This window comes from Arthrobacter psychrolactophilus (assembly GCF_003219795.1).
Classification (GTDB): Bacteria; Actinomycetota; Actinomycetes; order Actinomycetales; family Micrococcaceae; genus Specibacter; species Specibacter psychrolactophilus.
The window spans coordinates 331,670-345,139 of the sequence record NZ_QJVC01000002.1 but is presented as its reverse complement, the minus strand read 5'-3'; the positions used below and the strand labels follow the sequence as shown (position 1 = coordinate 345,139).

The following is a 13,470-nucleotide window of genomic DNA, read 5'->3' as shown; positions in this document are numbered from 1 at the left end:
CATGGCTAATTTGCGCGTAGGTCTTATCGGTCTGGGCATGATGGGCCGCCATCACGCCCGCGTCATTCGTGAAGTTGAGGGCGTTGACCTAGTCGCCGTGGCCGACGCTTTCGGCGATCCGCACGGTGTTGCCAAGGAACTCCCCGTTCTGCATAGCGTTGAGGAACTCATCGCGGCCGGCATCGACATGGCAGTTGCCGCTGTTCCCACCGGCATGCACGAGGAAGTTGGCTTGGCTCTGGCCGAAGCCGGCGTTCACACCCTCGTGGAGAAGCCCATTGCCGCTAGCGCACCTGCTGGCCAGCGCCTCGTTGAGGCCTTTGCCGCTAGGGGACTGGTAGGCGCCGTCGGACATATAGAGCGGTTCAACCCCGCGCTGCAGTCCCTGCGTCAGCGTATTGCAGACGGCGAGCTGGGCGAGGTTTACCAGATCGCTACCCGTCGCCAAGGACCGTTCCCGTCCCGCATCGCCGATGTTGGAGTCGTCAAGGACTTGGGTACCCACGACATAGATCTGACAGCATGGCTTGCACAGAGCCGTTTCGAGTCGATCTTCGCGCAGACCACCACGCGCAGCGGCCGTCCCCACGAGGACATGGTTGCTGCCACTGGTAAGCTTGAAAACGGTGTCATCACAAACCACTTAGTGAACTGGCTTTCCCCTATGAAGGAACGCTTGACCATCGTCACCGGCGAAAAGGGTGCCTTCGTGGCCGACACCGTCACAGCCGATCTGACATTCTACGAAAACGGTACGGTTGCCACTCAGTGGGATTCCATGGCGGCTTTCCGTGGAGTATCCGAAGGCAACGTCACCCGCCTGGCTATCGCTAAACCGGAACCGTTGCGCACAGAACACGAAGCGTTCCGCGACGCTGTTTTGGGTCTGCGCAATGATGTTGTCACCATGGCCGAAGGTCAGGACACGCTCGTTGTGGCAGAGGCAGTGCTGGAGTCTTCCCGCACCGGGCAGCCCGTAAGGATTCTGTCTTAGTGGCAACAAAGAATCCGTTGAAAGTCGTCGTCACCACCCGGTTATTTGCACCGGAGGTGGGGGCGGCGGCTTTCCGCTTAAAGGCCCTCGTTGATGGTCTTGTGGGGGAGGGTGCTGACGTTCATGTCATCACGACCACTCCGCCCAAGGGGTCAGGCCTGTTTAAGCCGTCCTATAGGCTTGGTCGTTGGCCTGTGCTGCGGGACGCTGGCGGAAACGTCCGTGGCTATGTCCAATACCTGAGCTTTGACATCCCTGCGTTCTTCCGCCTCTTGGCTGTAGACGCTGATGTCGTGGTGTCAGAGCCGCCGCCAACAACAGGGCTCGTCGTTGCGCTCTCATCGAAGCTGCGCCGTCGTCCCTACGTGTACTACGCGGCAGACGTCTGGACCGAGGCGCTGTCGGCCATGGATGTTCCCAAAGTCGTCAAGAAGGTGATGGGCACTCTGGAGGGATTTGTCTTGAGGGGTGCGACTAAGGTCATTGCCGTCTCTGATCCCGTGGCGGAACAGGTTGCCAAATTCGGTGTTTCAGCAGATCTGATTGATGTTGTTGGCAACGGTGTGGATACCGCCATCTTCACGCCGCAGGGCGCTGTTCCTGCCGCCGAGAAGCCGTACTTTGTTTACACGGGCACTATGAGCGAGTGGCAGGGAGCCGGAATCTTCATCGAGGCACTTCCCCTAGTGCGGGCTCAGTACCCCGATGCCGAGATCCGATTCTTCGGCCAAGGTACCGACGAGGACAACCTCAAGGCGCTTGCTACTACGGCAGCTCCGGACGCCGTGCATTTTGGTGGTGTGATTCCTCCGGCCGAGGCAGCCGAGTGGATTCGAGGCGCCGCGGCTGCTCTCGTGAGCATTAAACCGGATCAGGGCTATGACTTTGCCAAGCCCACGAAGATTTATGCTGCGGCCGGATGCGGCACGCCGGTGATCTTTGCCGGTCAAGGCGATGGAGCCGCCATCATCGAGTCCGGGCGGCTCGGAATGGGTGCCAGCTACGATGCACGGGCTGTTGCCGACGCAATGATCGCCATGTTGGCTGATTCCACGCTGGGCGGCTCTCAGAGCGCCGAGGATCGTGTCCAGTGGGTGGCGGATAACGCCTCACTGCAGGCCGCGGGCCGAGTTGCTGCTACGGCGGTCCTCGCAGCCGTAGCCTAAAACGCCGAGGTAGCCGGTTACCATCGATAATACGGTGGTCAATAGGATGCTCGACGGAACATTCGTGCCGCTCGGGGCATCCTGTGCCCCGAAGAGACGATAAGACACCGAAGGCGCCGAGTTCCATCGAACTCGGCGCCTTCGGTGTAGAAGTTACTTGCTAAAGGCTTCCAAGAGAGCATCGACCGTGCGGCGGGCCGCGTGGCCATCGCCATACGGGGTGGCATCCGTCGGTGCGGGGGCCTGGCGCTCAACGGCACCGGCCAAAAGCGAGAGATCCTCGTTCACGAGCACGTTCCAGCCCAGCTGTACCGTCTCCACCCATTCGGTTTCGGGGCGGATCGTGGTGCACGGGACGCGCATGAGGAAGGCTTCCTTTTGCAATCCGCCCGAGTCGGTCACAACGCCGGCGCTATTGGCCACGGCGTTGACCAGCTGCGGGTAAGCCAGCGGATCGTTGAGCACGATCGAGCCGGCAGCAAGGTCAATGCCGTGAGTCTCGGCAAGGGCCTTGAGGCGCGGGTGAGCGAGCAGCAGCACCGGCTTGCTCAGGGCCGAGAGGGATTCAATGATGGCCTTCAACCGCGCGGGCTCGTCGGTGTTGTCCGGGCGGTGAATCGTGCAGACATAGTAGCCGCCAGCCTCAAGCTCGGCCGGAAGCGGCTGTCCCTGAGCGGCGAGCTGCTCGCGCACCTGGTAGAGGACATCGGTCATGACATCGCCCACCATGACGGACTTTTCGGCGAGGCCTTCGTTGCTCAGGTGTTCCATGCCCACCTGTGTGGGGGAGAGCAGCAGATCCGAGGCGTGGTCGGTCAAGACCCGGTTGTGTTCTTCGGGCATACGGCGGTTGAACGAGCGCAGCCCCGCCTCGAGGTGAGCCACGGGGATGTGGATCTTCACGGCGGCGAGGGCCGCGGCCAGGGTGGAGTTCGTGTCACCGTACACCAGCACAACATCGGGTTTGGCTTCCTCGAAGACCTTCTCTAGACCTGCCAACATGGCGCCAGTCTGTTCCCCGTGCTTGCCCGATCCCACACCGAGGTTGTAGTCCGGGGCAGGAATGCCGAGATCCTGGAAGAAAACATCGGACATGAGCTCGTCATAGTGCTGTCCGGTGTGGACAATAACGTGCTCGGCCCGGCCTTCCATGGCTTTCGCGATGGGGGCAAGCTTGACAAACTGGGGGCGCGCGCCCACCACACTCAAAATTCGCATGCTTCCAGCTTAAGGGGTCTTGGCCCGTCTCATGGCACCGGGGCCTAGACCTCAGGTGTGGCGTACACCCCGGTTTTTGAGCGCAGCTGCTCATTGAGGTAGTGCCGGAGCACCGATTCCCGCGACAGCACACCACACGGCTGATCCGTCAGCAGCTCTTGCTGGCGGCCAGATTTTTGATGAAGTACGACGGCGGCCCGCAGCTCTCGCTGGTCCTGCGCCTTAGTCGCGGCCAGACACAGCGCAGCATCCTTTCGGGAGAGAGCGGGAAGCCCGCCTCCGGCAAAGGTCTTCAGATTCGCCAAGAGAACACTCCAACGGCGGGACTCACCGCTGTTCCATGGTTCCTGCCCGGCGGCGGGTTCAAAGGCGGCTCGGCGCAGGAGCGCACCAACCCCATGAACTCGCAAGATCTTCAAGGCCACGGCCCGGCGTTCCACTTCGGGCGCGCTCAACAGCCAGGGTTCCGTCAGGAGCCCGTCGAGCCAGGCAAATTCTTCCGCCAGCGGCAATATAGAACTGGTGACTCGGTTCGGCCCGGAATCGTCAGTCTGGTGATAGGCGGGCGCATCGTAGGGGTAGCAAATGGTGCCGGCCCGGAACCAGAGTTTGAGTGTTGTGGTGATATCTTCACCCGTCGCTATGCCTTCTGCATAGCGGAAGCCAATAGCCAGCAGCGAGGATCTGCGCAATAAGCCATAAGGAACGCTGCGGTAAGCCAGACCGTCCTTGACCGCGTTGAGGACGGCAGGCTTGCTTGGGCGAATTCTGGGGGAGCGGAGGATATTTCCCTCGGGGGTGCGCAGCGGAGCAATCACGGCGGCTGCGGTCCGGGCCTCGGCGAGCTGCCACCAGGCAGCCAGCGATCCTGCCTCCAGGAAGTCATCCGAGTCCAGAAAACACAAGAACGTGGCGGAGCTGGCATCGAGGGCGACGTTGCGCGGCCCTGCCGGTGATTTGATCCCATCAGCATGGTGTAACCAGACGACGGAAGCGTGAGATGCAAGGTCGGCGGGGATACTGCTTTTGATGTCCTCGGGCGCAATGTTGTGGCACACCACGGTGGCACGGAGCTCGACGCCGAGGGCCGCAAGACCCTCTTGCTGGCGCAGAATTGAACGCAAACCACGTTCTAATGGCCGTGCAGGATCATGCACGGGTATGACGACTTCAATGCTCTGGCTCATGGCCGGGTTCTCCTGTGCAGGCTTCGTTCCAAGGTTCCGCGATAACCTTACTGGGTGGACAACGATATTCAGGACTCAGTGCTCGTCGACGTGGTTATTGCCGTACATACACCGGACCGCCCCATTGAGCGTACCGTGGCATCGCTCATGGAGTCGGGGCTGCCCACGGAAAGCACCGCCAGCAACCGCTTACGAGTCACCGTGGTCTGCCACAATACGGAGCTCGCGGCGATTCGGGCACGCGTTGCGCCAAGGGACCGGGACCGGGTCCGCTTTGTGGAGTATTCGGATGGGATCAAGAGCCCCGCAGGCCCTTTCAACCATGGTATTTCCCTGGCCTCGGGCACCTGGGTTTCCATCATGGGAAGCGATGACTCACTGGAACCTGGCGCCCTCGCCAGCTGGGTGGCGGCCGCCGGACAAGATGATGCCGACGTTCTCATAGCGCCCATGGCTCACGCCGGAGCCGGAACTATCCGAACCCCCGTCGTGCGACGCCGGCACCGCACCGCACTCAACCCCGTCGCGGATCGTCTGAGCTACCGCACCGCACCCTTGGGGATCATGAAGCTTTCACTCGTACGGTCCTTGGCCTTGGAATTTCCCACCAACTACGCAACGGGAGAGGACCAATCCTTCTCGGCTCAGCTGTGGTTCTCCGGTGCCAAGATCAGTTACGGTCGGGGCTTGCCACGGTATCTCGTGCACGATGACGCGGTCCTGCGTGTCACAGCCACCCCGCGAAGTGTCAGTGAAGATCTCGCCTTCGCCACGGACTTAGTCACCTCTGAGTGGTTTGCCACGTTGGCCGAGATGCAAAAGTCCGCCCTTGTCACCAAGATGCTGCGGGTACACGTTTTTGGGCATGTGTTCCTGCGCGCCGATAGCGGAAGCTGGAATGCCCACGACGCGGCCGAAATGGCGGAGGTGGCGCGAACGCTCTTGTTTGCCGCACCTGGCGCCGCCCGTCCCCTATCCTTGGCGGATCGTGATCTTCTGGACGCCGTGGTCCGACAGGAAAGTGACCCGAGCACCATGAAGTCGTTGGCGACGCTTCGTCGCACGTTCACAAACCCCCGCACCTGGCTGCCGCGCGACTTCTCCCAGCTGCTGCATCCGGAGGCGCCACTTCGCTTTATGAGCGCCTCCGCACTCGTTTCATAGTTTTCTCCCAAACATTCTTTCCCTCTCGCACCCCACTCAAGGAACCCATGAAGATCCTGGTCATTGCCACCTGGTACCCCCACGAGGAAAACCCTGCTGAGGCACCTTTTAACGCCGAACATGTTGAGGCTATTCGGGGTCAGGGGCACGAGGTGCGCGTGGTGCACGTCAGGCTGGGCACTACCTTGGCCATGCCTGCTGCCCTGCTCGATGAATGGGAGGGTACCCCCGTCCGACGCGTTTTGGCGGATCCGAAGCGCCCGCTGACGGTTGTGGCTGCGGAGCGTTTGCTGCACAAGGAGATGGCCTGGGCCGACATGGTTCACACGATGGCTTTCTCCTCGATCTTGGCGGCACTGCCAGCATGGGGCGCACGCACGGTAGTTGGGCGTGGACGGCCGTGGGTTCACACGGAGCACTGGAATGGTGTGGTTAATCCGGCGAGCGTTTCCCCTCGTTGGGAGAAACTTTCCTGGATCCGGAAGGTACTTTGCTTCCCGCATATTGTCACGGGTGTGACGGGGCAGCTGGCCACAGAGATGCAGAAATTCGCCCGTCCCAACGCAGCCCGTGTGGTTCCCTGTGTCGTCAAGGGCAGGGGAGCGGTTGCTCCAACGTCCTTTGCCACGCCCCTGCGGCTCGTGGCGGTTGGCGGGCTCATCGAACGCAAACGTCCCCTGACAACCATTAAAACCGTGGCTTGGCTGCGTGAACAAGGCCTGGAGGTGTACCTGACCTGGGTTGGCGAGGGCCCACAGCGGGCCGAGTGTGAGGCCTTGATTTCCGAGCTGAAGCTCAACGACCAGATAACCCTGGCCGGTTCCGTGCGCCCGGCAGAAGTTGCCAAGCATCTATCGGCGGCAGATTTGTTTTTCCTCCCTACCGCACAGGAGAACTTCTTTACCTCCGCCGCTGAGGCCCTCGCGGCTGGCCGGGCCGTTGTCGCTACCAGGGTCGGCGGTTTCAGTGACTATGCCGACGATTCCAATAGCAGGCTCGTGGACGAGGCCACTCCCGAGGTGTTGGGAGAAGCCGTCATGTCCGCGGTTGCAGCTTTTGAACATGTCAGTGCAGAGGACCTTGCCGCACCCATCCGGGCACGCTTCTCGCCTGAGGCCATTGGACGACTCTTCGATGAGGCGTACACCGCCGCTTTGGCTCGAGCCTGAGCCAACCCACAAACCCAGGTAGCCAAACCATTGCCGATTGCAGGAGCCCCCAAGATGCCCAGCGAAGCTAAAGTACTTCAGTTCAACGACTGTGCCTTCGTGGCCCGATCCCTCGTGAGCGCGGCCGCTCGAGCCGGAATCGATTGGGGCTACCTGCCACCGGAGAAGGTGCGGCCCATGACGGCTGCCCCCAAGAACCCCCTCTTGGCCAAGGCCCGTTTTGTGCCCTATGTTTTACGACGGCGTGCCGCTCTGCACGCAGCTGATGTGGTTCACGTGCACTACGGAACAAGTGTGCGTTTAATCAAGGAGCGGGCCATGCCGGAACGCCCGTATGTTCTGACGTTGCACGGTACGGACATTCGGCAGCAGTGGAAGGCCGCCGCCTTCCACGATGAGATCCAACGGGCCATCGACGGGGCTGCCCATGTTTTCTATGCCAACACCGACAACCAAGATGACGCCACGACGGCGAGATCAGACGCTGAATTCTTTCCCTCGGTTGTTGACTTGCCGAGGCTTCCGCAATGGAAGCCCGAGGCGCGCCCGCAGGTGATGTTTATTTCCCGGTGGGACGATGACAAGGGTGTCGGCAAGCAGCTGGAACTCGCCAAGGAACTATCTCGGGCCTTGGCGGGCAAAGCAGATCTAGTCGGTCTGAATTGGGGTCCGGGCGCGGCCCAAGCAGAGGCCAATGGTGTTCGTCTGTTGGAAAAGATGCCGCAGCAGCAGTACTACGAGCAGCTCAGCCGCTCTGCCGTAGGGATTGGCCAGGCGTCGAATTACTTCTCCACGAGTGAATTTGAAGCCATGTGCATGGGACTTCCGGTTGCGGCACTGGGAAGCCGCCTGCCCCGGCCCGACGACGGAAGCGTGCCCCCTGTCATGGAAGGCGAGCTGTCCGACGTCGTTGCCCAGGTTGTTGAGGCCGTGGCCGAGCCGCAGAGCAGTTCGGCTCGCCTGGGCGGAGCCGACTGGGCCGTGCCTCGTTATGATGCTGCCGCCTATGTGCCGCGACTGCAGGAGTTGTACCAGCGCATCAGCGGCTAGGAGCGGCCTGCTCCGTCGCCACTGTTATTCGGCGGCTACGGAACGGGACACTTCTCAGGGCGCGGTGTAGAGTCCGGCGAGCGAGGCTTGCTGGGCAAATTCCGCGTTGTTATGGACTACCTCATCGAAGGAGCCCTGCGTGACGATACTGCCGTCCTTCATGTAGCAAACCATGTCGTTGTCGCGGATCGTTGAAAGCCGGTGAGCTACCGAGATCACGGTCATATCGCCATGTAGCTCAGCAATGGCCTTGGCCACGGCGGCTTCCGTCGCAGTGTCAAGGGCGCTGGTGGCCTCGTCAAGCACCAGAACCAGGGGATCCATATAGAGGGCCCGGGCAATGCCCAGGCGCTGGCGCTGGCCGCCGGAGAGGGAGCCGCCGCGTTCGCCAACCCGGCCATGGATGCCGTTGGGCCGGGCATCGATGGTGGAGAGTAGCTGGGCACGTTCCAGAGCCGTCCGAACCCGCGTCTCATCAACGTCGCCACCCCACGAGAGGGCAACGTTTTGAGCTACCGTGCCGTCAAAGATCGCAACTTCCTGCGGCACATAACCAACGCGCTTGCGCCAGTCGGCCAGGACATCCTCAAGGGGTGTGCCATCCAAGGTCATGGAGCCACTCGAGGGGACGAGCAGGCCAAGGAAAATATCGATCAGCGTTGACTTACCGGCACCTGATTGGCCAACAACACCAACGGAAGAGCCCATGGGGAGCACGAGGTTAATGTTGGTGACGGCCGGAGCATCGGCGCCCGGGTACGTGAACTCAACATTGCGCAGATCCAGAAGCTGAGGCTCGCCCGCGATCGGGGTCTTCCCCAGCTTCTCGGCATTCTTGCGGAAGTCCTCGGCCTCGCGGATGTCCGCCATGACCAGCTCCGTATAGGGAAGCGTGGACTGCACCAACGTCACCTGCGACTGGATCGTGGTGAGAGCCGGAACCATCTTGAAGCCGGCCAGCGCAAAGATGGCCACCGAGGACATTGCCGTACCGATGCCACCGCTGAAGTACCCGACAGTGCCGATGAGCAGGAAGCCGCCGATGAGCGCCATGTCAATGACGAACTTGGGAACTGCGGCGAGGAAACGAATATTGGAGCGTGAACGAGCAGCCTTTTCACGGCTGATGTAAACAACATCGGCGACCTCGTTGGCCTTGTCGCGCAGTGTGATTTCTTTCAAGGCCGCCAGCATTTCAGAGACCAAGGTGGACATGCGCATGGCAGAGTCCCGGTTGACCTTGCCTGCTTCATAGGACTTCTTGGAAAGGTACAGGTAGAGGAACGCTGCGATCAGGCCTAGATAGATCACGGTGATAATGGCCGTCTGCCAGGAAGCCGCCACCAAAATCACCAGAACTGAGGCGAATGTCAGCGCCTGCGCCGGCAGCAACACTGCCGGATTTAAGACGCCGGCAATGGTGTTGGCAATTCCGACATCGATCATGCGCACCAACTCGGTGGTTGACCTGTTTTGGCGTGATGTCCAGGGTGCTCGGATGTAGCTCTGGAAGAGGATAGTGCCGATTTCAAGTTCGTAGTCGGCAAACTTTCTTGTTGACACCCACTGCAGCCAAATGTTCAGGAAGGACTTCAAAATCATGAGGCTCGCCGCAGAGACCAACACGATGAGTCCGGCTTCTTGTGAAATAGTCCCAAGAATGGGCAGCTCGATTGTCTCGGCGCCTTTCTCCATGCCCATGATGGCGTTCAGCACGAGAGCAAAGACGCCTAGGGCAGCCGCATCGACAAGTACCAACACGGACGAGAGCGACGCGAACAGGAGAAGAAATTTTCTCGCGCTAGAGGGGAGAAGCGGCAATAGCTGGCCAAGCGTGCGGCGCAGATTTTTCAAGTTTAACTCCAGAACGGCAAGTGGAACAGTTCTGTCCATACTACGGCGCTCAGAAGTGCTCGGGTGTGCTGTGTGTTTGAAGTCGCTTGCTCGCTAGGGGGGGCACACTCGGGAGGAGCTTGTCTGCTCGGTGAGAATGGGACAATGGAACCATGAACAAGGAAATCCGGGTAACGCAACTTTTCGATTGCGCTGATGTCGGCTCGAACATAGTGCATGAGGGGCGACTGCAAGGTAAACCTTGGAAGCTCATTCAGGGCCCGTGGACCAGGGGTGGCACCAAAGCTGCGTACTATCGTTTTCTCTTAGAACAAGCCACGGCCTACCCGCGTACCCAGCTGTGGCATGTCAATATGGGTGGCCGGGCCAAGTGGGCTCGAGGAAAATTCGCTCGCCCCTATGCGCTCACCCTGCACGGCACCGACATTCGTGAAAACTACTGGCAAGAACAGCACCATGCAAGCATTAAGGCAGACATCGATGGTGCTGGCCATGTTTGGTACACGACACCTGATCTCCGCGAAAAAGCTGAACGAGCCCGTTCAGATGCGCAATACCTGCCTGTTCCGATCGATCTGGAGAGCCTGCCGAAGTGGGCCCCGGCGCAGAAACCTCGCGTGTTCTTTACCTCGCGATGGGACGCCTCAAAAGGTGGGGATGCCTGGGTTCAAACTGCCGCGGACGTTGTAGCTGCCCTGGCCGGCCAAGACGTTGACGTGGTTGCCCTTGATTGGGGCGATCGAGCCGCAGAGGTTGCCGCTTTGGGTGTGACGCTCCTGCCGAAAATGTCCAAGCCGCAATTCCTGCAAGAGATTTCGCGTGCGCACGTAGCCGTGGGGCAGGTGGCTGGCATCTTGGCAGCCAGCGAGCTTGAAGCCATCGGAATGGGTGTGCCTACCGTGTTTGCCGATCAAGATCCCGGCTATCCCGACGGCGTTGCAACGGTGTCTGTTAATCGTGCCGATGTTGGGCATGCCGTGCGGGAGACCTTGAATGATCCATTGACCGTGTCCAAGAAACTTGCCGGGGCAGAATACGTGTTAGCGAATCATTCCGCGAAGTCACTCATGCCGACGCTTATGGCCGGCTATAGCAAAGTGTTGGAGAAATAACGTTATGACCCGTCCGCATCTTTTGTACGTTGCTTTTTCCTTCCCACCGAGTACCGCCTCCTCTGTTTACCGGTGCACGGCGGTGGCTAATGATTTTGCTCGTGATGGTTGGGACGTTACGGTCATTACCGTTGACCCCACCGTGTGGTCCCAAATCTCAGGAACCGATGAGGGCCTAGTCAAGTCGATCGATCCGCGGATCCGTATAGTCAACGTCGACGACGGCGGGGCTGAAGAGCCGGCGCGTCGTGATTTGCGGCGGTACTCTCGCCTGCGAGTTGAGGCACCATACCTTTGGAAAGAACTCTTCCGACGCCGGACGAGGAAAGGGTTCCCGGAAGATTTTCACGCTGCATGGCTTGAACCAGCCTCTGCGGCGGCCCGAAAAGTTCATGCCGAGCATCCTGTGGATCTTGTCATGGCATCGGCGAGTCCCTATGTTTCCTTCGGTGTGGCACAGGCCCTTCCCGGCGTTCCTTTTGTCCTTGACTACCGGGATGCATGGGCTTTCAACACCATCACGGGAGCCCAAGATTTCGCCGCGGATTCCGAGATGGGAAAGATTGAAAGTGCCTATCTGCGCGATGCTGCACAAGTGTGGTTCGTGAATGAACAGATCCGCATCGAGTACGCTCAGCGATACCCATTTGCCACGGAAAAGTTGCGAGTTGTCGCTAACGGCTTCGACCCGCAGCCAGGCCATGCACAACCGGTGATCCGGCCAACTGAACGTCCTCGTTTTGGCTACCTGGGTACATTGCAGTACGTCAACATGCCATTGCAGCCCTTCTTTGCTGCGTGGGAGAAAGCTTTTGGCACCGAGTCCAATGACAAAGCAGATGGCATCTTCCGAGGCAAGCTCAGCGCCTCGGGCGCTGCCCCAGCTGAGGTCTTGTCTGCCTTTGATTCCTCGCGAGGAGACGGATTAAGTTACGAGGGAGCCATCTCTAAACGCGAGGTGGCTAATTTCTACAGCAGCCTCGATGTCTTGATTCTGCTGCTCTCTACCGGGAAATATGTCACGGGTGGAAAAACCGCGGAATACCTCGCCACCGGACTTCCCATCGTCTCCGTCCATGACTTAGGAAACGCTGCAACGGATCTCCTCCGAGACTATCCCTTATGGTTCCCGGCCAAAGACTTGTCCGAGGAAAGCATTGCCGCTGCCCTGCGTGAGGCTGCACAGGCTTTGAAGAGTCCGGACGATGAGCGCTGGACTGCTGCTTGGGAATACGGTCAGCAGTTCGACCGAACAACGATTCTGGAACCAGTCATCTCTGAACTGCGCGCGATCGTGGGTAAAAAAGCTGGTGGACACGCGGAAAAGTCTGTCGTTAAGGATGAGTCATAATGGCGCCAAAAATACTCAATATCAGCATCGTTGCCGGTCAGACGCAGCATCCGGAAGCGGTCTTCAACGATCTTTGCAGCCGCGCCCGCGGGGTCATCGATAGCTCTGCCTGGACCCTCGCCCTCACAATCGTCCATGTCAGTGATGGTTCGGAGCACATTCAGGTAGATGAATCTGATACTACTTTGGCATCTCTGAGTGCAGCGCAACAAGGAAAAGCGGCGTCCGTCTGCGCCCTTCTTGCTGGGAAGCCTGGCCCCGTCGGAATTCTTGGCCGGTTGTTGCAGGACAACCTTGAATCACGCCGCGTCGCGAGAAGTCTCATCAATAACAAGTCCCTCATGGCGCAACTTCGAAGCTCGGCCGTGGTGGTTTCGGCCGACCCCAGCGCCATTCGATCCGTCTGGGGCCTGCGCAAGCAAACAGGAGCTCATCTGGTCCACGGGCCCATTGCCATGGTGCACGCCATAAAAGTATTGACGAGTGCCTGAGCATGGCTGATTCTCTGGCCTGTCGCCGCTGTGGGATACTTGTGCGGTGAGTCGAACCTGGATAGTCATCCCTATGTATAACGAGGCGTCAGTTGTTGGCACCGTCATCACTGGGCTGCGAGAGGTATTTCCTTACGTTGTCTGTGTTGACGACGGCAGCACAGATGGTTCCCAAGAAGTAGCACGTGCGGCAGGAGCCGTGGTTGTGCAGCATCCTGTCAACCTTGGCCAAGGTGCCTCGCTGCAGACCGGAATTGAGTATGCACTTGGTGATCCTGAGCTAGATTGCATCATTACTTTTGACGCTGACGGACAACACCGCGTCATCGATGCGCAGCTGATGGCCGAGCGTATCAAGTCCGGTGAAGCCGAAATTGTTCTGGGCTCGCGCTTCCTCGACAAACGCACGAAGATATCACCGGCCAAGCGGCTGGTGCTCCGCACCGCTGCCGTGCAGTCGCGCCTGGCCACCGGGATGGCCCTCACCGATGCCCATAACGGTCTCAGGGCGTTCAGCCCCAAGGTGGCCCGTGGCATTCATCTGACACAGAACCGTATGGCACATGCCTCGGAGCTCGTTCATCAGATCGCTGAAATGAAACCAAAATGGGTGGAGCAGCCCGTGGAAATTATCTACACCGATTATTCCAAGGCCAAGGGGCAGTCCTTGCTGAATTCGGTCAACATCCTCGCTGACCTTTTGTTTAGGTGACA

General features: G+C 59.7%; 12 protein-coding genes. 9 read left to right on the top strand and 3 right to left on the bottom strand.

Features of this window, described 5'->3' with window-relative positions; genetic code table 11:
• Position 1 precedes the first annotated feature (1 nt).
• Both CVS30_RS03960 and CVS30_RS03955 read left to right on the top strand, forming a co-directional pair.
• Complete coding sequence (locus CVS30_RS03960) at positions 2-994, top strand: Gfo/Idh/MocA family protein (protein WP_110483998.1); 993 nt, start codon at positions 2-4, stop codon at positions 992-994.
• Positions 994-2,160, top strand: a complete 1,167-nt coding sequence (locus CVS30_RS03955; protein ID WP_110483997.1) for a glycosyltransferase family 4 protein — start codon at positions 994-996, stop codon at positions 2,158-2,160. Before CVS30_RS03960 ends, CVS30_RS03955 begins: the two co-directional genes overlap by 1 nt.
• Positions 2,161-2,313: 153 nt before the next feature.
• On the opposite strand, the gene wecB is transcribed toward CVS30_RS03955, so the two are convergent.
• Together wecB and CVS30_RS03945 are read right to left on the bottom strand one after the other, a co-directional pair.
• A complete protein-coding gene (gene wecB, locus CVS30_RS03950; RefSeq protein ID WP_110483996.1) occupies positions 2,314-3,378 on the bottom strand; it encodes a non-hydrolyzing UDP-N-acetylglucosamine 2-epimerase in 1,065 nt (354 codons plus the stop codon).
• 44 nt (positions 3,379-3,422) lie between these two features.
• Positions 3,423-4,565, bottom strand: a complete 1,143-nt coding sequence (locus CVS30_RS03945) for a glycosyltransferase family A protein (protein ID WP_110483995.1) — start codon at positions 4,563-4,565, stop codon at positions 3,423-3,425.
• Between the two features lie 54 nt (positions 4,566-4,619).
• Between CVS30_RS03945 and CVS30_RS03940 the strand changes: the two genes are divergently transcribed.
• Genes CVS30_RS03940 through CVS30_RS03930 form a run of 3 tightly spaced genes read left to right on the top strand, consistent with a single transcriptional unit; the run spans position 4,620 to position 7,948 of the window.
• Positions 4,620-5,729, top strand: coding sequence for a glycosyltransferase family 2 protein (locus CVS30_RS03940; protein ID WP_110483994.1), 1,110 nt, complete (start codon positions 4,620-4,622; stop codon positions 5,727-5,729).
• Positions 5,730-5,776: 47 nt separating this feature from the next.
• Positions 5,777-6,898: a glycosyltransferase gene (locus CVS30_RS03935; protein WP_110483993.1), complete on the top strand. Its 1,122-nt coding sequence runs from the start codon at positions 5,777-5,779 to the stop codon at positions 6,896-6,898.
• 54 nt (positions 6,899-6,952) lie between these two features.
• Positions 6,953-7,948, top strand: a complete 996-nt coding sequence (locus CVS30_RS03930; RefSeq protein ID WP_110483992.1) for a glycosyltransferase family protein — start codon at positions 6,953-6,955, stop codon at positions 7,946-7,948.
• 54 nt (positions 7,949-8,002) lie between these two features.
• Here CVS30_RS03930 and CVS30_RS03925 read toward each other — a convergent pair whose 3' ends face one another.
• A complete protein-coding gene (locus tag CVS30_RS03925) occupies positions 8,003-9,709 on the bottom strand; it encodes an ABC transporter ATP-binding protein (protein WP_245934421.1) in 1,707 nt (568 codons plus the stop codon).
• Between the two features lie 245 nt (positions 9,710-9,954).
• On the opposite strand from CVS30_RS03925, the gene CVS30_RS03920 reads away from it, so the two are divergent.
• The 4 genes from CVS30_RS03920 (at position 9,955) to CVS30_RS03905 (ending at position 13,468) form a co-directional block, all read left to right on the top strand.
• Positions 9,955-10,914 (top strand): glycosyltransferase family protein, encoded by a 960-nt coding sequence (locus tag CVS30_RS03920; RefSeq protein WP_110483990.1) that lies wholly within the window; start codon positions 9,955-9,957, stop codon positions 10,912-10,914.
• A 4-nt stretch (positions 10,915-10,918) separates the two neighbouring features.
• Entirely contained in the window at positions 10,919-12,265 is a 1,347-nt protein-coding gene (locus CVS30_RS03915) for a glycosyltransferase (RefSeq protein ID WP_110483989.1), read from the top strand.
• The gene (locus CVS30_RS03910; RefSeq protein WP_110483988.1) at positions 12,265-12,756 is read left to right on the top strand and encodes a hypothetical protein; all 492 of its coding nucleotides are present in this window, start codon (positions 12,265-12,267) and stop codon (positions 12,754-12,756) included. The genes CVS30_RS03915 and CVS30_RS03910 overlap by 1 nt, the downstream gene beginning before the upstream one ends.
• Before the next feature lie 73 nt (positions 12,757-12,829).
• Entirely contained in the window at positions 12,830-13,468 is a 639-nt protein-coding gene (locus CVS30_RS03905; protein ID WP_110483987.1) for a glycosyltransferase family 2 protein, read from the top strand.
• Positions 13,469-13,470 lie beyond the last annotated feature (2 nt).

Bases quoted from the DNA above. Each gene is read 5' to 3' on its own strand.
- CVS30_RS03935 (WP_110483993.1), top strand. From the start codon at position 5,777: ATGAAGATCCTGGTCATTGCCACCTGGTACCCCCACGAGGAAAACCCT.
- CVS30_RS03910 (WP_110483988.1), top strand. From the start codon at position 12,265: ATGGCGCCAAAAATACTCAATATCAGCATCGTTGCCGGTCAGACGCAG.
- CVS30_RS03960 (WP_110483998.1), top strand. From the start codon at position 2: ATGGCTAATTTGCGCGTAGGTCTTATCGGTCTGGGCATGATGGGCCGC.
- CVS30_RS03920 (WP_110483990.1), top strand. From the start codon at position 9,955: ATGAACAAGGAAATCCGGGTAACGCAACTTTTCGATTGCGCTGATGTC.
- CVS30_RS03930 (WP_110483992.1), top strand. From the start codon at position 6,953: ATGCCCAGCGAAGCTAAAGTACTTCAGTTCAACGACTGTGCCTTCGTG.
- CVS30_RS03905 (WP_110483987.1), top strand. From the start codon at position 12,830: ATGTATAACGAGGCGTCAGTTGTTGGCACCGTCATCACTGGGCTGCGA.
- CVS30_RS03945 (WP_110483995.1), bottom strand. From the start codon at position 4,565: ATGAGCCAGAGCATTGAAGTCGTCATACCCGTGCATGATCCTGCACGG.
- CVS30_RS03915 (WP_110483989.1), top strand. From the start codon at position 10,919: ATGACCCGTCCGCATCTTTTGTACGTTGCTTTTTCCTTCCCACCGAGT.
- wecB (WP_110483996.1), bottom strand. From the start codon at position 3,378: ATGCGAATTTTGAGTGTGGTGGGCGCGCGCCCCCAGTTTGTCAAGCTT.